We start from the raw sequence: 21,035 nt of genomic DNA on the forward strand, positions 1-21,035 counted from the left end.
GATGGAACCCGACTATATGTTGCAATAATAAATCGTGGAATATCTATTCCACACAATCAAAAGCACTCTCGATGCGCTGGCTATCCGCCAAAGCAAGCATGCACACGTAAAAAAAGCTGGCTCCGTGAAGAGCCAGCTTTTCCTGTTCCGGGGCTGAGTAAAATCAGGCCGCCAGATCCTGAGAGTCTTCCACCTGCGGGCGGGGGCCGCTGTCCTGGCCCTTCGCGCTCACATCGCGGTCAACCAGTTCGATCACCGCCATGGGAGCGGCATCGCCATAACGCACGCCAGCGCGCAGAACGCGGGTGTAACCACCGTTGCGGCCCTTGTAGCGTTCCGCCACAGCAGCGAACAGCTTGCGGACAATCACATCATCACGCAGCTGAGCAAAAGCCTGACGGCGAGCATGCAGGTCGCCCCGCTTGCCGAGCGTGATCAGCTTTTCCACAACCGGGCGAAGTTCTTTCGCCTTGGGCAGGGTCGTCGTGATCTGCTCGTGCTTGATCAGGGCAACAGCCATGTTGCGGAACATGGCTGCACGATGGGAAGAAGTAACGCCGAGCTTACGGCCGGCAACACGGTGACGCATGGTTCAGTTCCTAAATCGATGAAAAGTCAGCTCAGAACGGCTCATCAAGCCGCTTGGCCAGCTCTTCGATATTTTCCGGCGGCCAGGCCGGCACGTTCATGCCAAGGGCCAGTCCCATAGAGGTCAGGACTTCCTTGATTTCATTCAGGGACTTACGGCCAAAATTCGGCGTGCGAAGCATTTCCTGCTCGCTCTTCTGAACCAGATCCCCAATGTAGATGATATTGTCGTTCTTCAGGCAGTTTGCGCTACGAACAGACAGTTCGAGCTCATCCACCTTCCGCAGCAGATTGCGGTTGAACGGCAGGTCGTCTTCAGGCTCATCAGCCTGAACCGGACGCGGCTCATCGAAGTTGATGAACAGCTGAAGCTGATCCTGCAGAATACGGGCAGCCAGAGCCACCGCATCTTCAGGCGTTACCGCACCGTTGGTTTCAACCGTCAACAGCAGCTTGTCATAGTCAGTCACCTGACCAACACGGGTCGGGTCAACCTTGTAAGACACGCGCTTGACGGGCGAGTAGATCGCATCAACCGGGATCAGCCCGATCGGCGCGTCTTCCGGCCGGTTCGCTGCTGCAGGGACATAGCCCTTACCCATGTTGACAATGAACTCCATGCCCAGCTTGACGCCATCATCGAGCGTGCAGATCACGAGATCGGGGTTCATGATTTCAATATCATGCCCGGTCTGGATCTGGCTGGCGCGCACTTCGCCCGGACCCGTGGCCGTCAGCACCATGCGCTTGGGGCCTTCGCCATGCATCCGCAGCGCAAGCTGCTTGATGTTCAGCACGATATCCGTGACATCTTCACGCACGCCCGAAACGGACGAAAACTCGTGCAGAACGCCATCAATCTGAACCGCCGTAACCGCCGCCCCCTGAAGGGAAGACAGAAGGATACGCCGCAGTGCATTACCCAGTGTCATACCAAAGCCGCGTTCAAGCGGTTCGGCCACTACGGTTGCAATACGTGCGGGCTCCACTCCGGATTCGACTTCAAGCTTTTCGGGCTTGATCAGAGATTGCCAGTTTTTCTGAAGGACCAACGTACCGGCCTTTCAATACGAAAAACCACTGCCTGGCAGCGATTTCTCTGAAGTGGACACAACGTCCATCTGACAGCTTTCATGAGAAAGCTGTCAGATGGATCAGGCGCTTAGACGCGGCGACGCTTGCGCGGCCGGCATCCATTGTGCGGAACCGGCGTCATATCACGGATAGACGTGATCGTGAAACCAACGGCCTGCAGGGCACGCAGAGCGCTTTCACGGCCCGAACCGGGGCCGGACACTTCGATTTCCAGCGTTTCCATACCGTGTTCGCGCGCTTTGCGCCCGGCATCTTCAGCCGCAACCTGTGCCGCATACGGCGTGGATTTCCGTGACCCCTTGAAACCCTGCGCACCAGCCGAAGACCAGGAAATCGCGTTCCCCTGAGCATCGGAAATGGTGATCATGGTGTTGTTGAACGTGGAGAGCACGTGCGCCACGCCGGAAATAATGTTCTTGCGTTCTTTTTTGCGAATACGCGGTGTTGCGGCTTTCGCCATGTCTTTTTACCTCAGTCCCTGCCCGAGCCAGCCTATGCAGGCCGGGCTTGTAGCATTCAGGATTAACGCGTGGCTTTCTTCTTGCCAGCGATCGCCACAGCCTTACCCTTACGGGTGCGGGCGTTGGTGTGCGTGCGCTGACCGCGAACCGGCAGACCACGACGGTGGCGCAGACCACGGTAGCAACCCAGATCCATCAGACGCTTGATGTTCATTGCCACTTCGCGGCGGAGGTCGCCTTCCACGCGGTAATCGGTGTCGATAACTTCGCGCAGCTTCTGCACTTCATCATCGCTGAGCTCGTTCACGCGCTTCGTTTCGGCAATGCCTGTGGCCTTGCAGATTTCGGCAGCCCTGGTCGCGCCAATTCCATAAATATACTGAAGCCCGATCACAACCCGCTTGGTGGTCGGGACATTCACGCCGGCAATACGTGCCACGCTTTCTCTCCTGTTCGTCCGCCATGATAACGAACGACTCAAACATGCCCTGAGTGCAGGGCGGATTTCGTTCTGGTGGCCGCGAAATATACTGGCCACCGGCACAAGTCAACGAAAACAGATCACTTTTGCGTGATCTTGGGGATTTCTCCAAGAGCCGCTTTAATTTCCGCCGTGACTTCGGCAGCCGGCAACATCCCGTTAATGGAGTGCAGACGACCCGTTTTTTCGTAAAACGGCAGAATCGGTGCGGTCAGTTTCCGGTATTCTTTCAGACGCTCCACAACCGTCTCACGCTTGTCGTCGGCACGGCGTGTAAAGTCATGGCTGCCACAGGCATCGCACTCACCGGCAACACGCGGGGGGTTAGATACCTCGTTATAGGTGCGTCCGCAGTTCGCGCAGGTAAACCGTCCGGAAATACGGTCAGCCAGAATGTCTTCATCGACATCGAGGAACAGCACCACATCAATGCTTTTCCCGTCCGCTTTCAGCATCTCGTCAAGCTCTTCCGCCTGAGCCAGCGTGCGGGGGAAACCATCAAGGATAAAGCCGTTCTGGCAATCAGCCTGAGCGATCCGCCCCTTGAGCATGGCAATGATCAGCGCGTCTGGAACGAGCTTGCCGGCATCCATCAGGCTTTTGGCTTCCTGCCCTACGGCCGAACCACGCGCCACTTCGGCACGCAGCATATCGCCCGTAGAGATCTGAACCAGTCCGTGCTGATCTTCCAGCAGTTTGGACTGGGTGCCTTTCCCTGCCCCAGGAGGCCCGAGAAAAATAATATTCATCGCCTGATGATCCTCTGTTTCCGGCCACTCCGGCCCTTGCGCATCAAGCCCTGATACTGGTGCGCCACAAGATGAGACTGGATCTGTGTTACCGTATCAATCGTAACCGACACGATAATAATCAGGCTCGTCCCGCCAAAATAGAACGGCACATTGTAGTGACTGACCAGAATTTGGGGCAGCAGACACACCGCAACCATATAGGCCGCACCAATAGTCGTCAGACGCGTCAGGATACGGTCAAAATAGGTTGCTGTTGACGCACCCGGTCGCACACCGGGAATGAACCCTCCCTGCTTGCGCAGGTTATCCGCCGTTTCCGCCGGGTTGAAGGTAACCGCCGCATAGAAATACGAGAAGAACACGATCATGGCCGCATAAAACAGCATATATAGTGGCTGCCCCTGCCCCAGTTCCTGCCCCAGAAAGGACAGCCAGCCTGGCAGGTTCTTCCCACTCATGATGCCCTGCAGTGTCACCGGCAACAACAATACCGACGAAGCAAAGATCGGCGGAATAACGCCCGCAGTGTTCACTTTCAGCGGCATATGCGTGGTATCACCACCAAACATGCGCTGACCAACCTGCCGTTTGGGATACTGGATCACAACCCGACGCTGCGCCTGCTCCATGAACACGATGAACATGATGGTTCCGATGGCCAGCACCAGAAACAGCAGCACAAAGAAAGGAGACAGGGCTCCGGTGTATCCAAGCTGGAAAAGGCTCGCCAGAGCCTGAGGCAGATTGGCGACAATGCCGGTGAAGATAATCAGCGATATGCCGTTACCCACCCCACGGGATGTTATCTGTTCCCCCAGCCACATCAGGAACATCGTGCCCCCGACAAGAGCAGTCACACAGGTGATCAGGAACAACGGACCAGGATTAACCACCGCCGTACCGTCATGGACGTTCTCCAGACCAAAAGCGATGCTGTAGGCCTGAACGATAGCAATGATCACGGTCAGATAGCGCGTATATTCATTCAGCTTCTTACGCCCCTGCTCACCTTCCTTCTTGAGCGCTTCAAGAGCGGGAAGAGCGGTAGACATCAGCTGAACGATAATGGAGGCGGAAATATACGGCATGATATTCAGCGCGAATACGGTCATGCGCCCCAGCGCACCGCCCGTAAACATGTTGAACATGCCCAGAATACCACCCTGGTTCTGTGCAAGCAGTTGCCCCATGACCGTAGCATCCACTCCGGGAACCGGAATGTATGTGCCAAGGCGATAGACAATCAGTGCACCAAGCGTGAACCAAATCCGCTTTTTCAGTTCAGTCGCCTTGGCGAATGAACCAACATTGAAATTGGCAGCCAGCTGCTCAGCCGCGGAAGCCATGCATCCGTCCTTTCACACAAACAGCGCCGCCACGAAACGTGGAGACGCTGGTATGATGGTCTGAAAAATTCCAGACAGCATTTCCAGTCGTACGCGAAGAAGAGAGAACAGCTTTGATCACTGCTCTCTCCCCTGTCATACTCAGGACGCGCTGGCTTCCACCGCCACAGGCGCGAGCAGCTTGATGCTGCCCCCAACCTTTTCGATGGCAACGCGAGCCGCAGCGGAAACACCCGACACTTCGAATGCCACACCCTTGGTCAGTTCACCTTCACCAAGAATACGGACACCCGCGTATTTGCCGGAACCGACCAGACCAGCCTTCTTCAGCGCTGCTTCCGTCACGGGAGCGGCTGATTCCAGCTTGCCATCGGTAAGGGCCTGCTCAATGGCGCCCAGGTTCACCGGTGCATACACCTTGCGGAAGATGTTCTTGAAGCCGCGCTTGGGCATACGACGGTAGATAGGGAGCTGACCACCTTCAAACCCGTTGAGAGACACACCCTCACGAGCCTTCTGGCCTTTCACACCCTTACCTGATGTCTTGCCCTTGCCGGACCCGATACCACGGCCGAGCCGCTTCTTGCGATAGCGGGAGCCTTCGTTATCACGAAGTTCGTTCAGCTTCATTTCAATCCTCCACCTTCACCAGGTGGGCCACTTTGCGGACCATACCCCGTGTGGACGGCGTATCTTCCAGAACCTTTTCGCGGCCGATCTTGTTCAGACCCAGCCCCACAAGGGTTGCCTGCTGGCCGGGTTTGCGTCCGTTACCGGACGCCACCTGCACAACCTTGAAGGTTTTTTTCTCAGACATCAGCGGCCTCCGCTCCGGCAGCCTGATCGCGCTTGCCAAAAATCTCGGCAACTTTCTTGCCGCGACGGTTGGCCACTGCACGGGGGCTAGCGCAACGCGTCAGGGCGTCAAACGTCGCCTTGACCATGTTATGCGGGTTGCGTGTCCCGAGGGACTTCGCCACCACATCGTTAATGCCCAGGCTTTCAAACACAGCGCGCATCGGACCACCAGCGATGATCCCGGTCCCGGCTTCAGCCGAACGCAGAACGACCTTACCAGCACCGAAGTGACCGGCAACATCGTGATGCAGGGTCCGGCCTTCCTTCATAGGAACGCGGATCATGCTGCGCTTGGCGCGTTCCGTTGCCTTACGGATCGCTTCCGGCACTTCACGGGCTTTACCCGCGCCGTAGCCTACGCGACCTTTTTGGTCACCAACGACAACCAGAGCGGCAAACGCAAAACGCCGACCACCTTTTACAACCTTCGCAACGCGATTGATGGTGACCAGCTTGTCAACCAGCTCATCAGCTTCGCGCTCACGCTCACGGCCGCCTCGACCGCCTTCTCTTGGTTCACGAGCCATTGCGTGATCCTTTCCTCAGAAGGAGAGACCGCCCTCACGGGCCGCCTCCGCCAGGGCCTTGACGCGCCCGTGATAAAGATAAGACCCCCTGTCGAAAACAACCTGGGATACACCTGCTGCAACGGCGCGCTGGGCAACCAGCTTACCAACTGCACCAGCGCTTTCCTGCGTAGCACCGCTCTTGAGCGCGCTCCGCAGTTCTTTATCCAGGGTGGACGCGGCGGCCAGGGTCACGCCCTGAGCATCGTCAATGACCTGCGCATAGATGTTCTTGCCAGACCGGAAGACCGACAAACGCGGACGGCCAGCAGCCTTGCGGCGAAGCTGGAAACGGAGACGCGCGCGCCGCCGGTTCCGCAATTCCTGCTGATTGCTCATTATTTCTTCTTGCCTTCCTTGCGACGAATGGTCTCCGTATCGTAGCGCACGCCCTTACCCTTATAGGGTTCCGGCTTACGATAGCTACGAATGTCCAGAGCCACCTGACCAACCCGCTGCTTATCAATACCTTCAACAACAACGGCGGTCGGCCGCGGCGTTGAAATCTTGATGCCAGCCGGGATCGGGTAGACCACGTCATGGGAGAAGCCAAGGTTCATAACGAGGTTGGAACCCTGCACCGCCGCACGGTAACCGGTGCCGTTGATTTCCAGAGTCTTGGAAAAACCCTCAGAAACACCCTTAACAGCCGAAGCAATCAGCGCCCGGGTTGTGCCCCACATCATACGAGCCTGACTGGCCGTACCGATAGGCTGCACAACAACCTGACTTTCCTGCACTTCAGCCGTAACGTGCGTGGAAATCGGCAGAGAAAGCTCGCCGAGCTTGCCTTTAGCCTTAAACACGCCGTCAACGACAGAAACGGTAACCCCCGCCGGCACGTCAACGGGATATTTGCCTACACGTGACATGTATCCCTCCTCAGAACACGCGGCAGAGGACTTCACCGCCAACATTGGCGGCCCGTGCCTCTACATCGGACAGAACACCACGCGGCGTGGACAGGATGGAAACACCCAGCCCTGCGCGAACACGCGGCAGTTCTTTAATTTTCGAATAAACGCGACGCCCAGGGCGAGAAACGCGCTGGATCTCGCGGATAACCGGCTCACCTTCGGCATATTTCAGCTCAATGTGAAGCTGCGCGATGCCCTTACGGACTTCTTCACGCTTGTACCCACGGATATAACCCTCGCGCTGCAGCGCCTCCAGCACGTTCACACGCAGGCTGGAAGCCGGCGCAACGCAGGAGTTGTGACGCGCACGCTGAGCGTTGCGAATACGGGTGAGCATATCACCCAACGGATCAGAAAGTGACATATCCCGCCCTTACCAGCTAGCTTTGACCACTCCCGGAATCTGGCCAGTCGATGCCAGATCACGGAAAGCGACACGACACAGCTCGAACTTGCGGTAGTTACCACGAGAACGACCGGTCAGCTTGCAGCGCAGACGCACGCGAACGCGCGAACCATTACGCGGCAGCTCAGCCAACTTCAAAGACGCTTCAAACCGGTCCTCCACGGGGAGAGCCCGATCCTTCACGATATTCTTGAGAGCTGTACGCTTCTCTTTGTCACGTGCCGCCATGCGCGCGCGCTTCGCATTACGCAGGATGGCAGATGTTTTAGCCATACTCGATTACCTCCGGAACCCTTCGAAAACCTTCGACGGTTTTCCAAGATCACACAATAAAGCAGCCTGTATCATCCCAAGAAGGGAAGATCAAATGCCTTCAGCAAAGCTTTAGCTTCAGCATCCGTTTTCGCGCTGGTCACGAACACAACGTCCATACCGCGGACTTCGTCCACTTTGTCGTATTCGATTTCAGGGAAAACGATCTGCTCTTTCAGACCAAGGGCAAAATTGCCGCGGCCATCAAAGCCTTTTGTCGCAGGGAGACCACGGAAGTCGCGGATGCGCGGCATCGCAATCGTCACAAGACGATCGAGAAATTCGTACATCCGAGCCCGACGCAGCGTAACCTTACAGCCAATCGGGAGACCTTCACGGATTTTAAAGCCCGCGATCGCCTTCTTGGCTACCGTCTTAACCGGCTTCTGACCCGCAATAAGGGTCATTTCCGCAACGGCTGCATCCAACTTCTTCTGGTCACCAGCGGCTTCGCCAACGCCCATATTCAGGACGATTTTTTCAAGCCGCGGCACCTGCATTTCGTTGGTATAACCAAACTGCTCACGCAGCTTGGCACGAAGTTCACTCTCATAGCGCTGGTGAAGGCGCGGGAGGGAACGCCCTTCCTGATTCGCACTCATACCTGGCCTCTCAACCTTCAATCACTTCGCCAGTCGCCTTGGCAACGCGAACTTTTTTGCCGTTTTCCAGCACCCGGAAACCAACGCGTGTCGGCTTCTTGGAGGCAGGATCAACCAGCTTCAGGTTGGAGAGATGGACAGCTGCCTCACGGGCAATAATTCCACCTTCTTCACCCATGCGACGCGCGCGCTGGTGACGTTTGGCAATTGCAACACCACGCACAACAGCGCGATCTTCTGAAGGACGGACCTCCAGAACTTCACCCTGCACGCCCTTGGAAGAGCCGGTGATGACGACAACCGTATCGCCTTTTTTAATACGGGCAGCCATTACAGCACCTCCGGCGCCAGAGAGATGATCTTCATGAACTTCTTCGCACGCAGTTCACGCACAACCGGGCCAAAGATACGGGTACCGATCGGCTCCTGCTGCTTGTTGATCAGCACGGCAGCGTTGCGGTCGAACCGGATGGCGCTGCCATCAGGACGACGAACCGGATAAGAGGTACGCACGATAACGGCCTGGTGAACATCGCCCTTCTTCACCTTCCCACGGGGGATGGCTTCCTTGACGGAAACGACGATCACGTCGCCGACCGAGGCAGACTTCCGCTTGGAACCGCCCAGCACCTTGATGCACTGCACCTGACGCGCACCGGAGTTATCCGCCACGTCAAGGTTGGTCTCGGGATGGATCATAACCTGATATCCTTACGTTAGGCCGACGCGCCAACTTCCGCGCCCACGGCTTCGCCGTTGCGGGAAATCACGGTCCACGTCTTACGCCGCGAAATCGGCGGGCATTCGACAATGCGCACGGCGTCACCCACCTTGCACAGATTGTCTTCATCATGCGCCGCGTACTTCTTCGAGCGACGAATGAACTTCTTATACAGCGGATGCATGACGCGACGCTCGACAATAACCGTAATGGTCTTGTCCATCTTGTCGCTAGTCACACGCCCGCTCAGGACGCGCCTTGGCATCGGCTAACTCTCCTCAGGCATTGGCGGCGGATGTTTGCGCACCCGCCACTGTCTTAGCATTCTGCGCGGCAATCGTTTTGATGCGCGCAATTTCACGGCGAACCGCACGAACACGGCTCTGCGATTCGGTCTGACCCGTGGCCTGCTGGAAACGCAGGTTGAGCTGTTCACGCTTCAGTTCCACCAGACGAGCCTGCAGCTCGTCCGGGGTCTTTGTGCGCAAATCAGCAGGCTTGGTTGCCTTTACCATCTCAGGCATCTCCAATTCGGGTCACAAACTTGGTCTTGATCGGCAGTTTTGCCGCACCGAGAGCCAGCGCTTCACGCGCCAGTTCCGGGGGCACACCTTCGATCTCGAACAGGATGCGACCAGGCTTCACACGGGCCACCCAGAATTCGGGAGAACCTTTACCGGAGCCCATACGCACTTCCGCAGGCTTTGTCGAGACCGGAATGTCAGGAAAAATACGAATCCAGACACGACCGGCACGTTTCATCGCGCGGGTGATGGCCCGACGGGAGGCTTCGATCTGGCGAGCCGTGATCCGTTCGGGCTGCAGGGCCTTCAGACCAAAGGTGCCGAAGTTCAGCGTGGTGCCACTTTTGGCAAGGCCGTGAATACGGCCTTTATGAGCTTTACGGAACTTTGTCCGCTTCGGGGAAAGCATTGTCTTTTATCCTCTCCTCAGCGCTGAGGAGCCTGTTCGGCCGCCCGGCGATCCTGAGCCAACGGATCATGGGCAAGAATTTCACCCTTGAAGATCCAGACCTTCACACCGCATGTGCCATACGTGGTCATTGCGGTTGCTGTGCCGTAATCAATATCGGCACGCAGCGTGTGAAGGGGCACGCGTCCTTCGCGGTACCATTCGATACGCGCGATTTCAGCACCACCCAGACGGCCGGAGCAGTTGATACGAATACCCTGCGCACCAAGACGCATGGCGGACTGCACGGCGCGCTTCATTGCACGGCGGAACGCAACGCGGCGCTCAAGCTGCTGGGCAATGTTTTCTGCAACCAAGGTTGCGTCGATTTCCGGCTTGCGGATTTCAACAATGTTCAGCGCAACCTCGGTGCCAGCCATACGGGTCAGCTCTTTGCGCAGAGCATCGATATCCTGCCCCTTCTTGCCGATCACCACGCCAGGACGAGCCGCGTAGATGGTAACGCGCGGCTTTTTAGCCGGGCGTTCGATCACCACGCGGGACACGCCCGCACCCGCCAGCTTGCGGCGCAGGAACGCACGCAGCTTCAGGTCTTCATGCAGCAGGCGAGAATAGTCGGCACCAGCGTACCAACGGCTATCCCACGTGCGGTTGATGCCGAGCCGCAGCCCGATCGGATTGACTTTATGCCCCATACTCAGGCCGCCTTCTGCTCGGAGGAAGCCGCTTCAGGCTCTACCGCCCGTTCGGCCACAACAATCTTCAGATGGCTGAAGAACTTCTCGACGCGCGCGGAACGACCACGACCGCGAGCATGAAAACGACGCATCACAATGGACTTGCCCACTTCCACGGCCTTCACCACGAGCTGGTCAACGTCCAGCTGGTGATTGTTTTCCGCGTTGGCAATAGCACTCTCAAGCGTCTTCTTGACGTCCTGGGCAATACGACGCTTGGAGAATGTCAGCGTCGCAATCGCCTGGGAAGCCGACTTGTTGCGGATAAGACCCGCCACAAGATTCAGCTTGCGGGGGCTGACCCGGATGTTACGCGTGACAGCTTGCGCTTCGGTTTCCGCGAGCGTGCGCGGATGCTTCGGCTTGCTCATCTTTGCTCTCAGCCCCGCTTAGACTTTTTGTCAGCACCATGCCCGTGGAATGTACGGGTGGGAGAAAATTCGCCAAACTTATGGCCAACCATGTTCTCCGTCACCTGCACAGGCAGGAACTTCTGACCGTTATAAACACCGAACGTCAGACCAACGAACTGCGGAAGAATCGTTGAACGACGCGACCAGATCTTGATCACTTCATTCCGACCCGATGCGCGGGATACTTCAGCCTTATTCAGCAGATACCCGTCGACGAACGGACCTTTCCAGACGGAACGTGCCATCTTCTATTGCCCCTTACTTGCCGGTCTTCCGGCGACGGATAATCAGGCTGTCCGTCCGCTTGTTGACCCGAGTTTTATAACCTTTGGTCGGCTTGCCCCACGGCGTAACCGGATGACGGCCGCCCGAAGTACGCCCTTCACCACCACCATGCGGGTGATCGACCGGGTTCATGACCACGCCGCGGTTATGCGGACGACGGCCCAGCCAGCGCGTACGCCCTGCCTTACCCATATGCTGGTTCATGTTGTCGGGGTTTGAAACCGCACCAACAGTTGCCATGCATTCGCCACGCACAACGCGCAGTTCACCGGACTGCAGCTTGATCTGGGCATAGCCAGAATCCTTGCCGACCAGCTGGGCGTACGTTCCTGCGGAACGCGCCATCTTGCCGCCAGCACCCTGCTTCAGTTCGATGTTATGCACAATAGTGCCAACCGGAATGGCCGACAGAGGCATGGCATTGCCCGGCTTGATATCCACGCGCGCACCAGAGATGACGGAATCGCCAACCTTCAGACGCTGCGGAGCCAGGATATAGGCCAGTTCACCATCTTCATACTTCACCAGTGCGATGAAGGCCGTACGGTTGGGGTCATATTCCAGACGCTCCACCGTGCCGACAACATCAAACTTGCGACGCTTGAAGTCAACGTAACGATAGGACTGCTTGTGACCACCCCCACGGAAGCGGGAAGTGATACGGCCGTTGTTATTACGACCGCCCGACTTGTTCTTACCTTCGGTCAGCTGCTTGACCGGCTTGCCCTTCCAAAGGTCAGCCCTGTCAATCAGAACCGTACCACGCATGCTCGGCGTGACAGGATTAAAGTGCTTCAGTGCCATTTGTTTCTACCCCTGCTCACGCCAGCTTGGCCGTAAGGTCAATGGACTGACCTTCAGCGAGCTGAATGAACGCTTTCTTCACGTCGGAACGCTGCCCCACGCGCCCCTTAAAGCGCTTGGTCTTACCCTTCTGGACAAGGGTGTTGACGCCAACAACCTTGACGCCGAACAGCGTTTCAACCGCAACCTTGATTTCAGGCTTGCTGGCTGAGATCGCAACCTTGAAAACCACCTGGTTCTTTTCCGAAAGACCAGATGCCTTTTCGGTAATAACCGGTGCACGAACGATATCGCACAGGGCCTCACGAGACAGACGCTCGGCCTTCCTGCGCAGCGCAAGAATGTTGGTCATGCCAGGCGCTCCTTCAGTCCTTCGAGGCCAGCCTGGGTGATCGCAAGCACCTCATGGTTCAGAATGTCATAAACATTCGCGCCGATTGTCGGCAGAACGTCGATCCGCGGCAGGTTGCGGGCTGCACGAACGAAACCTTCGTCCACGGCACCATCAACGATCAGCGCGGAAACCAGACCAAGCCCTTTGAGCTTCTTCGCCAGTTCGGTGGTCTTGTTCACGCCGGAAGCAGACTGCAGAACGATCAGCTTACCGTCCCTCGCCTTCTGCGACAGAGCGGAAATCAGGCCGAGGCGACGCACCTTCTTGGGCAGGTCATAGCCGTGATCACGGACAACCGGACCATGCACCGCACCACCGGTACGATACTGCGGCGCACGGAGCGAACCCTGACGGGCGCTACCGGTGCCTTTCTGGCGGTAAGGCTTTTTGGTCGTGCCGGACACTTCGCCCATGCCCTTGACCTTGTGCGTGCCTGCGCGGCGCTTGGCCAGCTGCCAGTGCACAACACGCGCCATGATATCCGCGCGCGGAGCAACCGCAAAAAGTTCATCCGGCAGCGTAGCAGAGCCAGCCGTGCCGTTATCAAGTGTCTTGATTTCGATTTCCATGATCTCAGCCTTCCGCCGTCACAAGGCCGGCCGGATAGGGCGCGTCGCCATGGCGGGCTTTCTTGATCGCATCACGGATGAGAACGACGCTGTTCTTGGCACCGGGAATGGAGCCCCGAACCATGACCAGATTCTTTTCCGGATCGACCGCAGCAATTTCGAGGTTCAAGGTGGTCACGCGCTCATCGCCCAGATGACCAGCCATTTTCTTGTTTTTGAAGGTCTTGCCGGGATCCTGGCGGTTACCGGTCGAACCATGCGAACGGTGCGAAACAGACACACCATGCGTAGCTTCCAGACCGGCAAAATTCCAGCGCTTCATCGCGCCAGCAAATCCCTTACCCTTGCTGGTGCCCGTGACGTCAACCTTCTGGCCAACGACAAAATGAGCAGCAGACAGGGAGGTCCCGATTTCCACCGTAGCGTCGTCCGCAACGCGGAATTCCCGAACCACCTTTTTGGGCTCAACCTTCACGCGGGCAAAATGGCCACGATTGGGCTTGGAAACGTTTTTAACCTTGGCGTTGCCCATACCAAGCTGAACGGCCACATAGCCATCCCGCTCCTGGGTGCGAACATCAACCACCTGCACATCATCGATATGCAGAACTGTGACAGGCACATGTGTGCCGTCTTCCTTGAACAGCCGGGACATGCCCAGCTTTTTTGCGATCAATCCGGTGCGCATCGTCTGGACCTTAGAGTTTGATCTCGACATCAACGCCAGCGGCGAGGTCGAGCTTCATGAGAGCGTCCACGGTCTGCGGAGTGGGCTCAACAATATCGAGCAAACGACGATGAGTCCGAATTTCGAACTGCTCGCGGCTCTTCTTGTCAACGTGAGGAGAACGGTTAACCGTAAACCGTTCGATATGCGTCGGCAGCGGGATAGGACCCCGAACCCGCGCACCCGTACGCTTCGCCGTATTCACGATCTCTTTCGTGCTGTTATCAAGCACCCGATGATCGTACGCTTTCAGGCGAATGCGGATGTTCTGGTTGTCCATCTGTTTCTTAGTCCAACACTTTACTTGTCCGGGTTATCCCGGCCGCCAAGTAAGACCCCAGCCGAATAATCGGCCAGGGCCACTCAGTCTCTAATCCCTTATCGATTACTCGATAATGGAAGCAACAACGCCTGCACCAACAGTGCGGCCACCTTCACGGATAGCGAAGCGGAGACCTTCGTCCATGGCGATCGGAGCAATCAGCTCGACTTCCATAGCGCAGTTGTCGCCAGGCATAACCATTTCCGTGCCTTCGGGCAGGTGGACAACACCCGTCACGTCAGTCGTACGGAAGTAGAACTGCGGACGATAGTTGGTGAAGAACGGCGTATGACGGCCACCTTCTTCCTTCGTCAGGATGTAGGCTTCTGCCTTGAACTTCTTGTGCGGCGTGATGGAGCCGGGCTTAGCCAGAACCTGACCGCGCTCAACGTCTTCACGCTTTGTGCCACGTACCAGCGCACCGATGTTGTCACCTGCTTCGCCGCGATCAAGCAGCTTGCGGAACATTTCAACACCCGTAACAGTGGTCTTGATGGTGTCTTTCAGGCCGACGATTTCAACTTCGTCACCCACGTTGACAACACCACGTTCCACACGACCGGTCACAACCGTGCCACGACCGGAGATCGAGAACACGTCTTCGATCGGCATCAGGAACGGACGATCAACCGGACGTTCAGGCTGCGGAATGTAGGAGTCAACCGCATCCATCAGATCCCTGACGCGGTTTTCACCGATTTCCGGATCACCATCTTCCAGAGTAACCAGAGCGGAGCCCTTGATTACGGGAATGTCGTCACCAGGGAACTGGTAGGAAGACAGAAGTTCACGAACTTCCATTTCAACCAGCTCAAGCAGCTCGGGATCGTCAACCTGGTCAACCTTGTTCAGGAAGACCACCAGAGCCGGCACACCAACCTGACGAGCAAGCAGGATGTGTTCACGGGTCTGAGGCATCGGACCGTCAGCTGCGGACACCACGAGGATGGCGCCGTCCATCTGAGCCGCACCCGTGATCATGTTTTTCACATAGTCAGCGTGTCCGGGGCAGTCGACGTGCGCGTAGTGACGGTTTGCGGTTTCATATTCCACGTGAGCGGTGGAAATGGTGATGCCGCGAGCACGCTCTTCAGGGGCGGCGTCGATCATGTCGTATGCTTTGTACACAGCACCGCCGGTCTTCGCCAGCGTCTTTGTAATAGCAGCCGTCAGAGACGTCTTACCATGGTCAACGTGACCAATGGTGCCGATGTTGCAGTGCGGTTTATTCCGCTCAAATTTAGCCTTAGCCATTGTTTACTCCATGCCCCAAAAAATGTCCGGGATGCAGTTGTTATAAGTGCCCCAATCCCTCGACAAGAGGGAAAGCGGAACTTTCACGGATTACCAGCGATAATGACTGAATGCCTTGTTGGCTTCAGCCATACGATGCGTGTCTTCACGCTTCTTCACAGCCGCACCACGATTGTTCACGGCATCCAGAAGTTCGTTGGACAGACGATCCTGCATGGTGTTTTCACCACGCTTGCGCGCAGCGTCGATGACCCAGCGAATAGCCAGAGCCTGACGACGGTCAGAACGCACTTCAACCGGAACCTGATAGGTTGCACCACCAACACGGCGGGAACGGACCTCTACAGCCGGTTTAACGTTATCCAGAGCGTTATGGAACAGCGCGATCGGATCGGACGCAGCACCATTGCGACGGGCCATGGAGTCAATCGCACCATAGACAATCTTTTCAGCTGTGGACTTCTTACCGTCGAACATCAGCGCGTTCATAAAACGCGTAATGACGACATCTCCGAACTTCGGATCGGGAAGGATCTCGCGCTTAACAGCACGATGACGGCGACTCATACCTTAACTTCCTCTTATTTCGGACGCTTGGCGCCATACAGCGAACGACGCTGACGCCGCTTGGCGATACCCTGCGTATCGAGAACACCGCGAAGGATGTGGTAACGAACACCCGGCAAATCTTTCACTCGACCGCCGCGGATAAGCACAACACTATGCTCCTGAAGGTTGTGGCCTTCACCAGGAATATAGCTAACCACCTCATAGCCATTCGTCAGACGCACCTTGGCAACTTTACGCAGTGCGGAGTTAGGCTTTTTTGGTGTCGTCGTATAAACGCGGGTGCAAACACCGCGCTTCTGGGGGCAGCCCTGCAGAGCGGGCACTTTGTTCCGCTTAACTGCAGGCTTGCGCCCCTTGGCAATGAGCTGGTTGATGGTCGGCATGCGCCTTTCCCGATCCTTACACAGTTCGGTCGGCCAGCCTTTTTCTGGGCTGCCGACTTCCATTAAAAATATCCCAACCGGCAGATACCGGAATGAGGCTATATTGGCATCCGGCTCTGCTTCCACCGGAAGCCTGCCGCATGCTGGAAACTCGTACAGAGAACCTGATTGCCCGAACACCACGTATGATGCTCGAAGCTGAGGGGTGCTAACTAACCTTCCCCCTCAGGGAAGTCAAGCATTCCCTAGCGATTCTCTACGGGGCCTCACCCTGCCCTCATAAAAAAAGGACCGGCACAAAGCCGATCCTTTTTCTGTGTAACCATCAGGAGCCTGAGCGCTTACTCTGCAGCGCTCCGCCCTACCCGCTGGCGGTCCTGCTCTGCCGCAATGGCACGCAGGCGCTTCATGACACTGCCTGTGCCAGCCGGGATCAGACGACCGACAATGACGTTTTCCTTCAGGCCTGTCAGCCTGTCGATCTTGCCGGCTGTCGCGGCCTCCGTCAGCACGCGCGTCGTTTCCTGGAAGGACGCGGCAGAGATGAAGGACTGCGTCTGCAGCGATGCCTTGGTGATACCCTGCAGAACCGGCATAGCCAGCGCAGGACGTTCGCCCGCATTCAGGCATTTAGCGTTTTCAGCCTCGTACTCAATGCGGTCAACGGTTTCACCAATAAGGTAGGTCGTGTCGCCGGGCTCCAGAATTTCAACTTTCTGGAGCATCTGGCGGACAATCACCTCAATGTGCTTGTCGTTGATTTTCACGCCCTGCAGACGATAGACGTCCTGAATTTCATTGATGAGGTAGTCGGACAGTGCCTCAACCCCCATGACTTTCAGAATATCGTGCGGCACGCGGGGACCATCGACCAGCGGATCACCCTTCTCGACAAAGTCACCTTCCTGAACGGAAATATGCTTACCCTTGGGGATCAGATATTCCTGCTCATCGCCCGTTTCATCGTTCTTCACGACAATACGGCGCTTGGACTTGTAGTCTTTGCCGAATTCAACGCGACCTTCCATTTCGGCGATGATCGCGTGGTCCTTCGGACGACGGGCTTCGAACAGTTCGGCAACGCGCGGCAGACCACCGGTAATATCACGCGTCTTGGAACCTTCGCGCGGCAGACGTGCCAGCACGTCACCCGCATGCACCTCTGCTCCGTTCTCAACCGAAAGCAGTGTTTCGGGAGAGAGGAAGTAGCGTGCATCAGACCCGTTATCAAGCTTGATAACTTCGCCGTTGGCATCCTTGAGCTGCAGACGCGGGCGCAGATCAACACCTTTGCCAGCCTGCTTGTAGTCAACCACTACCTTTGAGGTCAGGCCCGTCACTTCGTCCATACGCTCAACCAGCGTGATGGAATCGATCAGGTCCAGATACTCAACCTTACCGGCCTTTTCGGTGATGATCGGCAGGGTATAGGGGTCCCACTCAGCCAGCTTCTGCGTACGCGTAACCTGTGCGCCATCAGTGACGAGCAGTTTGGCACCGTAAGGCACGCGATAACGCGCCTTTTCCACGCCGTTCTCGTCGGTCAGCAGGATTTCGCAGTTACGGGCCATGACAATCGGCACGTTCTGGCTGTTCTGCACGACGTTGCGGTTACGGATCATGATCCGACCATCGCGAGAGGCCTCGATCATGGACTGCTCAGCGCCACGCTGTGCCGCACCACCGATATGGAAGGTACGCATGGTCAGCTGAGTGCCGGGCTCACCGATGGACTGTGCTGCGATAACACCCACAGCTTCACCGATATTGACCGGCGTGCCGCGTGCGAGATCACGGCCATAGCAGTGCCCGCAGACACCAATACGGCTATCACAGGTCAGCACGGAACGGATATGCACCGTTTCCACGCCTGCCTTTTCAACGCGCTCGGCATCGGCCTCATCGATCAGATGATTGCGCGCCAGCAGCACCGTGCCCGTTTCCGGGTCGATCACATCGCTGGCAACAGTACGGCCCAGAATACGCTCGGCAAGGGAGGAGACGACTTCGCCACCATCCAGAACCGCACGCACCGTCAGACCGCGTTCGCTGCCGCAATCATTTTCGATGATGATGCTATCCTGTGCCACGTCAACGAGACGGCGGGTCAGATAACCGGAGTTAGCTGTCTTGAGCGCCGTATCCGCCAGGCCCTTACGGGCACCGTGGGTAGAGGTAAAGTAATCGAGAACCGACAGGCCTTCTTTAAAGTTGGCAATAATCGGCTGTTCGATAATCTCACCCGACGGTTTAGCCATCAGACCACGCATACCGGCAAGCTGCTTCATCTGAGCCGGCGACCCACGGGCCCCGGAGTGGCTCATCATCCACACGGAGTTAATGGGCTTGCCGATTTCCTGACGCGAAATTTCCTTGGTCATCGCAGCCTGGACTTCGTCCGTGCAGCGTGACCAGGCATCAACCACCTTGTTGTAGCGTTCGCCGGCCGTGATCAGACCGTCCTGATACTGCTGTTCGAACTCTTTCACCTCGGTTGCGGTACGATCAACCAGTTCCTTCTTTTCCGCCGGGATGATCATGTCATCCTTGCCGAAGGAAATGCCGGCCTTAGCCGCGTGACGGAACCCGAGGGCCATCAGGCGGTCGCAGAAAATGACCGCTTCCTTCTGACCGCAATGACGGTAGACGGTGTCGATCACGTCCGAGACGGCTTTTTTGGTCAGCTGGCGATTAATCAGCGAGAATGGCACCGCGGCGTGCTTGGGCAGGATCTGCGCAATCAGCACACGACCCGGCGTTGTAACCGCCACGTCAATATGCCGGTTGCCTTCAGCATCCACGCGCTCGAAACGTGCACGGATTTTGTCATGCAGTTTCAGAGCACCTGCACTGAGTGCGTATTCAACTTCGCTGACAGATGCGAAGGACGGCGCGCCTTCTTTGATCAAGGCACCGGTTGTGCTGTCGTATTCGCTACGATCCAGCGCAACCTTGAACTCAGGCGTTTCGAGGCTGAGGTAATACAGCCCCAGAACGATATCCTGAGACGGCACGATAATCGGCTTGCCGTTAGCCGGGCTGAGGATGTTGTTGGTGGACATCATCAGCACGCGGGCTTCAAGCTGTGCTTCGAGGCTCAGCGGCACGTGCACGGCCATCTGGTCACCATCGAAGTCAGCATTGAATGCTGTGCAGACCAGCGGGTGAAGCTGGATGGCCTTGCCTTCGATCAGCACCGGCTCGAAAGCCTGAATGCCCAGACGGTGAAGGGTCGGCGCACGGTTGAGCAGAACCGGATGCTCGCGGATAACCTCTTCAAGGATATCCCAGACTTCCGGACGCTCTTTTTCCACCATACGCTTCGCAGCCTTGATGGTGGTGGCGTGGCCGTATTTTTCCAGCTTGGCGTAAATGAAGGGCTTAAACAGCTCCAGCGCCATCTTCTTGGGCAGACCGCACTGGTGCAGCTTGAGTTCCGGCCCCACGACGATGACCGAACGACCAGAATAGTCAACGCGTTTACCCAGAAGGTTCTGACGGAAGCGGCCCTGCTTGCCCTTGAGCATATCAGAGAGCGACTTCAGCGGACGCTTGTTCGCACCCGTAATGGCGCGGCCACGACGACCGTTGTCAAACAGGGCGTCAACCGCTTCCTGCAGCATGCGCTTTTCGTTACGCACGATAATATCGGGCGCACGCAGCTCCATCAGCCGCTTGAGACGGTTGTTACGGTTGATAACGCGACGATAAAGATCGTTCAGATCCGAGGTCGCGAAGCGGCCACCATCAAGCGGCACCAGCGGGCGCAGTTCCGGCGGAATAACCGGCACCATGTCCAGAATCATCCACTCGGGGCGTGAGCCGCTTTCCGCGAAGGCCTCAACCAGCTTCAGGCGCTTGACCAGCTTCTTGCGCTTAGCTTCTGAAGTGGTTTCCTTCAGATCCTGACGCAGTTCCACCTTTTCGGCATCGCAGTCGATCCGCTCAAGAACCTTCTTAATGGCTTCAGCGCCAATACCGACTTCCACACCTTCGTCGCCATACTCGTCCATGGCGTCCAGATACTGTTCCTCGGTCAGCAGAGAGTACTGCTTCAGGGGAGACGTACCGGGCTCAAGAACCAGATAGCTTTCGAAATACAGAACCTTTTCCAGATCCTTAAGGGTCAGATCGACCATCAGGCCGATACGGCTCGGCAGGGATTTCAGGAACCAGATATGGGCAACGGGGCTCGCAAGCTGGATGTGACCCATACGCTCGCGGCGCACTTTTGCCAGCGTGACTTCAACACCGCATTTTTCGCAGATAATCCCGCGAAACTTCATGCGCTTGTATTTGCCGCACAGGCATTCGTAGTCCTTGATCGGGCCAAAAATACGCGCGCAGAACAGGCCATCACGCTCAGGCTTGAACGTGCGGTAGTTGATGGTTTCGGGCTTCTTGATTTCACCAAAAGACCAGGAACGGATCTGCTCGGGCGATGCGAGCTGGATCTTGATCTGGTCAAAGGTCATCGCCTGGCCGGTCTGGCCAAGAATTTTCATGAGTTCATTCATGTGTCGAAGCCCCCAGCGGGAA

The 21,035-nt window shown here is 56.9% G+C and carries 31 protein-coding genes; all 31 read right to left on the minus strand.

What is annotated here, in order from left to right; translation table 11 throughout:
* Nucleotides 1-163: 163 nt before the first annotated feature.
* Complete coding sequence (gene rplQ, locus ABF757_RS03095; RefSeq protein WP_025860218.1) at nucleotides 164-589, minus strand: 50S ribosomal protein L17; 426 nt, start codon at nucleotides 587-589, stop codon at nucleotides 164-166.
* A 31-nt stretch (nucleotides 590-620) separates the two neighbouring features.
* Complete coding sequence (locus ABF757_RS03100; protein WP_025860217.1) at nucleotides 621-1,640, minus strand: DNA-directed RNA polymerase subunit alpha; 1,020 nt, start codon at nucleotides 1,638-1,640, stop codon at nucleotides 621-623.
* A 110-nt stretch (nucleotides 1,641-1,750) separates the two neighbouring features.
* On the minus strand, nucleotides 1,751-2,143 hold the full coding sequence (gene rpsK / locus ABF757_RS03105) for a 30S ribosomal protein S11 (protein ID WP_003622750.1): 393 nt from the start codon (nucleotides 2,141-2,143) through the stop codon (nucleotides 1,751-1,753).
* Nucleotides 2,144-2,205: 62 nt separating this feature from the next.
* The gene (gene rpsM, locus ABF757_RS03110) at nucleotides 2,206-2,583 is read right to left on the minus strand and encodes a 30S ribosomal protein S13 (RefSeq protein ID WP_141374296.1); all 378 of its coding nucleotides are present in this window, start codon (nucleotides 2,581-2,583) and stop codon (nucleotides 2,206-2,208) included.
* A gap of 122 nt (nucleotides 2,584-2,705) precedes the next feature.
* Nucleotides 2,706-3,374, minus strand: coding sequence for an adenylate kinase (locus ABF757_RS03115; protein WP_415480877.1), 669 nt, complete (start codon nucleotides 3,372-3,374; stop codon nucleotides 2,706-2,708).
* Nucleotides 3,371-4,723 carry a preprotein translocase subunit SecY gene (secY, locus tag ABF757_RS03120; RefSeq protein WP_025860214.1) on the minus strand — a complete coding sequence of 451 codons (1,353 nt, stop codon included), beginning with the start codon at nucleotides 4,721-4,723 and terminating at the stop codon, nucleotides 3,371-3,373. The genes ABF757_RS03115 and secY overlap by 4 nt, the downstream gene beginning before the upstream one ends.
* A gap of 141 nt (nucleotides 4,724-4,864) precedes the next feature.
* Nucleotides 4,865-5,353 carry a 50S ribosomal protein L15 gene (gene rplO, locus ABF757_RS03125; protein WP_025860213.1) on the minus strand — a complete coding sequence of 163 codons (489 nt, stop codon included), beginning with the start codon at nucleotides 5,351-5,353 and terminating at the stop codon, nucleotides 4,865-4,867.
* 1 nt (nucleotide 5,354) lies between these two features.
* A complete protein-coding gene (gene rpmD, locus ABF757_RS03130; protein WP_025860212.1) occupies nucleotides 5,355-5,540 on the minus strand; it encodes a 50S ribosomal protein L30 in 186 nt (61 codons plus the stop codon).
* Entirely contained in the window at nucleotides 5,533-6,108 is a 576-nt protein-coding gene (gene rpsE / locus ABF757_RS03135; RefSeq protein ID WP_025860211.1) for a 30S ribosomal protein S5, read from the minus strand. Before rpsE ends, rpmD begins: the two co-directional genes overlap by 8 nt.
* A gap of 15 nt (nucleotides 6,109-6,123) precedes the next feature.
* On the minus strand, nucleotides 6,124-6,486 hold the full coding sequence (rplR, locus tag ABF757_RS03140; RefSeq protein WP_025860210.1) for a 50S ribosomal protein L18: 363 nt from the start codon (nucleotides 6,484-6,486) through the stop codon (nucleotides 6,124-6,126).
* On the minus strand, nucleotides 6,486-7,019 hold the full coding sequence (gene rplF / locus ABF757_RS03145) for a 50S ribosomal protein L6 (protein WP_415480878.1): 534 nt from the start codon (nucleotides 7,017-7,019) through the stop codon (nucleotides 6,486-6,488). The genes rplR and rplF overlap by 1 nt, the downstream gene beginning before the upstream one ends.
* Nucleotides 7,020-7,029: 10 nt before the next feature.
* The gene (gene rpsH / locus ABF757_RS03150) at nucleotides 7,030-7,428 is read right to left on the minus strand and encodes a 30S ribosomal protein S8 (RefSeq protein ID WP_025860208.1); all 399 of its coding nucleotides are present in this window, start codon (nucleotides 7,426-7,428) and stop codon (nucleotides 7,030-7,032) included.
* A gap of 9 nt (nucleotides 7,429-7,437) precedes the next feature.
* Nucleotides 7,438-7,743: a 30S ribosomal protein S14 gene (gene rpsN, locus ABF757_RS03155; RefSeq protein WP_025860207.1), complete on the minus strand. Its 306-nt coding sequence runs from the start codon at nucleotides 7,741-7,743 to the stop codon at nucleotides 7,438-7,440.
* Nucleotides 7,744-7,814: 71 nt separating this feature from the next.
* A complete protein-coding gene (gene rplE / locus ABF757_RS03160; RefSeq protein WP_086638474.1) occupies nucleotides 7,815-8,384 on the minus strand; it encodes a 50S ribosomal protein L5 in 570 nt (189 codons plus the stop codon).
* 10 nt (nucleotides 8,385-8,394) lie between these two features.
* Nucleotides 8,395-8,715 (minus strand): 50S ribosomal protein L24, encoded by a 321-nt coding sequence (gene rplX / locus ABF757_RS03165; RefSeq protein WP_025826949.1) that lies wholly within the window; start codon nucleotides 8,713-8,715, stop codon nucleotides 8,395-8,397.
* Entirely contained in the window at nucleotides 8,715-9,083 is a 369-nt protein-coding gene (gene rplN, locus ABF757_RS03170; protein WP_025826951.1) for a 50S ribosomal protein L14, read from the minus strand. Before rplN ends, rplX begins: the two co-directional genes overlap by 1 nt.
* Nucleotides 9,084-9,100: 17 nt before the next feature.
* The gene (gene rpsQ, locus ABF757_RS03175) at nucleotides 9,101-9,370 is read right to left on the minus strand and encodes a 30S ribosomal protein S17 (protein WP_025860204.1); all 270 of its coding nucleotides are present in this window, start codon (nucleotides 9,368-9,370) and stop codon (nucleotides 9,101-9,103) included.
* Between the two features lie 13 nt (nucleotides 9,371-9,383).
* Nucleotides 9,384-9,620: a 50S ribosomal protein L29 gene (gene rpmC, locus ABF757_RS03180; RefSeq protein ID WP_025860203.1), complete on the minus strand. Its 237-nt coding sequence runs from the start codon at nucleotides 9,618-9,620 to the stop codon at nucleotides 9,384-9,386.
* Between the two features lies 1 nt (nucleotide 9,621).
* Nucleotides 9,622-10,038: a 50S ribosomal protein L16 gene (gene rplP / locus ABF757_RS03185; protein WP_025826957.1), complete on the minus strand. Its 417-nt coding sequence runs from the start codon at nucleotides 10,036-10,038 to the stop codon at nucleotides 9,622-9,624.
* Nucleotides 10,039-10,055: 17 nt separating this feature from the next.
* The gene (gene rpsC, locus ABF757_RS03190; protein WP_025860201.1) at nucleotides 10,056-10,733 is read right to left on the minus strand and encodes a 30S ribosomal protein S3; all 678 of its coding nucleotides are present in this window, start codon (nucleotides 10,731-10,733) and stop codon (nucleotides 10,056-10,058) included.
* Between the two features lie 2 nt (nucleotides 10,734-10,735).
* The gene (rplV, locus tag ABF757_RS03195; RefSeq protein WP_025860200.1) at nucleotides 10,736-11,146 is read right to left on the minus strand and encodes a 50S ribosomal protein L22; all 411 of its coding nucleotides are present in this window, start codon (nucleotides 11,144-11,146) and stop codon (nucleotides 10,736-10,738) included.
* 8 nt (nucleotides 11,147-11,154) lie between these two features.
* Nucleotides 11,155-11,433, minus strand: coding sequence for a 30S ribosomal protein S19 (gene rpsS, locus ABF757_RS03200; RefSeq protein WP_012812769.1), 279 nt, complete (start codon nucleotides 11,431-11,433; stop codon nucleotides 11,155-11,157).
* Between the two features lie 13 nt (nucleotides 11,434-11,446).
* Entirely contained in the window at nucleotides 11,447-12,277 is an 831-nt protein-coding gene (gene rplB / locus ABF757_RS03205; RefSeq protein WP_415480879.1) for a 50S ribosomal protein L2, read from the minus strand.
* 16 nt (nucleotides 12,278-12,293) lie between these two features.
* Nucleotides 12,294-12,590 (minus strand): 50S ribosomal protein L23, encoded by a 297-nt coding sequence (locus tag ABF757_RS03210; RefSeq protein ID WP_199897828.1) that lies wholly within the window; start codon nucleotides 12,588-12,590, stop codon nucleotides 12,294-12,296.
* A gap of 35 nt (nucleotides 12,591-12,625) precedes the next feature.
* Complete coding sequence (rplD, locus tag ABF757_RS03215; RefSeq protein ID WP_415480880.1) at nucleotides 12,626-13,240, minus strand: 50S ribosomal protein L4; 615 nt, start codon at nucleotides 13,238-13,240, stop codon at nucleotides 12,626-12,628.
* Nucleotides 13,241-13,244: 4 nt separating this feature from the next.
* Nucleotides 13,245-13,928: a 50S ribosomal protein L3 gene (gene rplC, locus ABF757_RS03220; RefSeq protein WP_415480890.1), complete on the minus strand. Its 684-nt coding sequence runs from the start codon at nucleotides 13,926-13,928 to the stop codon at nucleotides 13,245-13,247.
* A gap of 10 nt (nucleotides 13,929-13,938) precedes the next feature.
* On the minus strand, nucleotides 13,939-14,247 hold the full coding sequence (rpsJ, locus tag ABF757_RS03225; RefSeq protein ID WP_007282720.1) for a 30S ribosomal protein S10: 309 nt from the start codon (nucleotides 14,245-14,247) through the stop codon (nucleotides 13,939-13,941).
* Nucleotides 14,248-14,352: 105 nt separating this feature from the next.
* Nucleotides 14,353-15,543: an elongation factor Tu gene (tuf, locus tag ABF757_RS03230; protein ID WP_415480881.1), complete on the minus strand. Its 1,191-nt coding sequence runs from the start codon at nucleotides 15,541-15,543 to the stop codon at nucleotides 14,353-14,355.
* A gap of 90 nt (nucleotides 15,544-15,633) precedes the next feature.
* Entirely contained in the window at nucleotides 15,634-16,110 is a 477-nt protein-coding gene (gene rpsG, locus ABF757_RS03235) for a 30S ribosomal protein S7 (protein ID WP_086638473.1), read from the minus strand.
* Nucleotides 16,111-16,124: 14 nt separating this feature from the next.
* Entirely contained in the window at nucleotides 16,125-16,496 is a 372-nt protein-coding gene (gene rpsL / locus ABF757_RS03240) for a 30S ribosomal protein S12 (RefSeq protein ID WP_003622698.1), read from the minus strand.
* A gap of 341 nt (nucleotides 16,497-16,837) precedes the next feature.
* Complete coding sequence (gene rpoC / locus ABF757_RS03245) at nucleotides 16,838-21,013, minus strand: DNA-directed RNA polymerase subunit beta' (RefSeq protein ID WP_025860194.1); 4,176 nt, start codon at nucleotides 21,011-21,013, stop codon at nucleotides 16,838-16,840.
* Nucleotides 21,014-21,035: the final 22 nt, after the last annotated feature.

Origin of the sequence: Acetobacter papayae (assembly GCF_047721125.1) — a bacterium.
GTDB classification, from domain to species: Bacteria; Pseudomonadota; Alphaproteobacteria; order Acetobacterales; family Acetobacteraceae; genus Acetobacter; species Acetobacter papayae.

What these genes read in the sequence shown, in the direction of transcription:
- rplQ (WP_025860218.1), bottom strand. Translation starts at nt 589, where the DNA reads ATGCGTCACCGTGTTGCCGGCCGTAAGCTCGGCGTTACTTCTTCCCAT.
- rpsK (WP_003622750.1), bottom strand. Translation starts at nt 2,143, where the DNA reads ATGGCGAAAGCCGCAACACCGCGTATTCGCAAAAAAGAACGCAAGAAC.
- ABF757_RS03115 (WP_415480877.1), bottom strand. Translation starts at nt 3,374, where the DNA reads ATGAATATTATTTTTCTCGGGCCTCCTGGGGCAGGGAAAGGCACCCAG.
- secY (WP_025860214.1), bottom strand. Translation starts at nt 4,723, where the DNA reads ATGGCTTCCGCGGCTGAGCAGCTGGCTGCCAATTTCAATGTTGGTTCA.
- rplO (WP_025860213.1), bottom strand. Translation starts at nt 5,353, where the DNA reads ATGAAGCTGAACGAACTTCGTGATAACGAAGGCTCCCGCTATCGCAAG.
- rpmD (WP_025860212.1), bottom strand. Translation starts at nt 5,540, where the DNA reads ATGTCTGAGAAAAAAACCTTCAAGGTTGTGCAGGTGGCGTCCGGTAAC.
- rpsE (WP_025860211.1), bottom strand. Translation starts at nt 6,108, where the DNA reads ATGGCTCGTGAACCAAGAGAAGGCGGTCGAGGCGGCCGTGAGCGTGAG.
- rplR (WP_025860210.1), bottom strand. Translation starts at nt 6,486, where the DNA reads ATGAGCAATCAGCAGGAATTGCGGAACCGGCGGCGCGCGCGTCTCCGT.
- rplF (WP_415480878.1), bottom strand. Translation starts at nt 7,019, where the DNA reads ATGTCACGTGTAGGCAAATATCCCGTTGACGTGCCGGCGGGGGTTACC.
- rpsH (WP_025860208.1), bottom strand. Translation starts at nt 7,428, where the DNA reads ATGTCACTTTCTGATCCGTTGGGTGATATGCTCACCCGTATTCGCAAC.
- rpsN (WP_025860207.1), bottom strand. Translation starts at nt 7,743, where the DNA reads ATGGCTAAAACATCTGCCATCCTGCGTAATGCGAAGCGCGCGCGCATG.
- rplE (WP_086638474.1), bottom strand. Translation starts at nt 8,384, where the DNA reads ATGAGTGCGAATCAGGAAGGGCGTTCCCTCCCGCGCCTTCACCAGCGC.
- rplX (WP_025826949.1), bottom strand. Translation starts at nt 8,715, where the DNA reads ATGGCTGCCCGTATTAAAAAAGGCGATACGGTTGTCGTCATCACCGGC.
- rplN (WP_025826951.1), bottom strand. Translation starts at nt 9,083, where the DNA reads ATGATCCATCCCGAGACCAACCTTGACGTGGCGGATAACTCCGGTGCG.
- rpsQ (WP_025860204.1), bottom strand. Translation starts at nt 9,370, where the DNA reads ATGCCAAGGCGCGTCCTGAGCGGGCGTGTGACTAGCGACAAGATGGAC.
- rpmC (WP_025860203.1), bottom strand. Translation starts at nt 9,620, where the DNA reads ATGGTAAAGGCAACCAAGCCTGCTGATTTGCGCACAAAGACCCCGGAC.
- rplP (WP_025826957.1), bottom strand. Translation starts at nt 10,038, where the DNA reads ATGCTTTCCCCGAAGCGGACAAAGTTCCGTAAAGCTCATAAAGGCCGT.
- rpsC (WP_025860201.1), bottom strand. Translation starts at nt 10,733, where the DNA reads ATGGGGCATAAAGTCAATCCGATCGGGCTGCGGCTCGGCATCAACCGC.
- rplV (WP_025860200.1), bottom strand. Translation starts at nt 11,146, where the DNA reads ATGAGCAAGCCGAAGCATCCGCGCACGCTCGCGGAAACCGAAGCGCAA.
- rpsS (WP_012812769.1), bottom strand. Translation starts at nt 11,433, where the DNA reads ATGGCACGTTCCGTCTGGAAAGGTCCGTTCGTCGACGGGTATCTGCTG.
- rplB (WP_415480879.1), bottom strand. Translation starts at nt 12,277, where the DNA reads ATGGCACTGAAGCACTTTAATCCTGTCACGCCGAGCATGCGTGGTACG.
- rplD (WP_415480880.1), bottom strand. Translation starts at nt 13,240, where the DNA reads ATGGAAATCGAAATCAAGACACTTGATAACGGCACGGCTGGCTCTGCT.
- rplC (WP_415480890.1), bottom strand. Translation starts at nt 13,928, where the DNA reads ATGCGCACCGGATTGATCGCAAAAAAGCTGGGCATGTCCCGGCTGTTC.
- rpsJ (WP_007282720.1), bottom strand. Translation starts at nt 14,247, where the DNA reads ATGGACAACCAGAACATCCGCATTCGCCTGAAAGCGTACGATCATCGG.
- tuf (WP_415480881.1), bottom strand. Translation starts at nt 15,543, where the DNA reads ATGGCTAAGGCTAAATTTGAGCGGAATAAACCGCACTGCAACATCGGC.
- rpsG (WP_086638473.1), bottom strand. Translation starts at nt 16,110, where the DNA reads ATGAGTCGCCGTCATCGTGCTGTTAAGCGCGAGATCCTTCCCGATCCG.
- rpsL (WP_003622698.1), bottom strand. Translation starts at nt 16,496, where the DNA reads ATGCCGACCATCAACCAGCTCATTGCCAAGGGGCGCAAGCCTGCAGTT.
- rpoC (WP_025860194.1), bottom strand. Translation starts at nt 21,013, where the DNA reads ATGAATGAACTCATGAAAATTCTTGGCCAGACCGGCCAGGCGATGACC.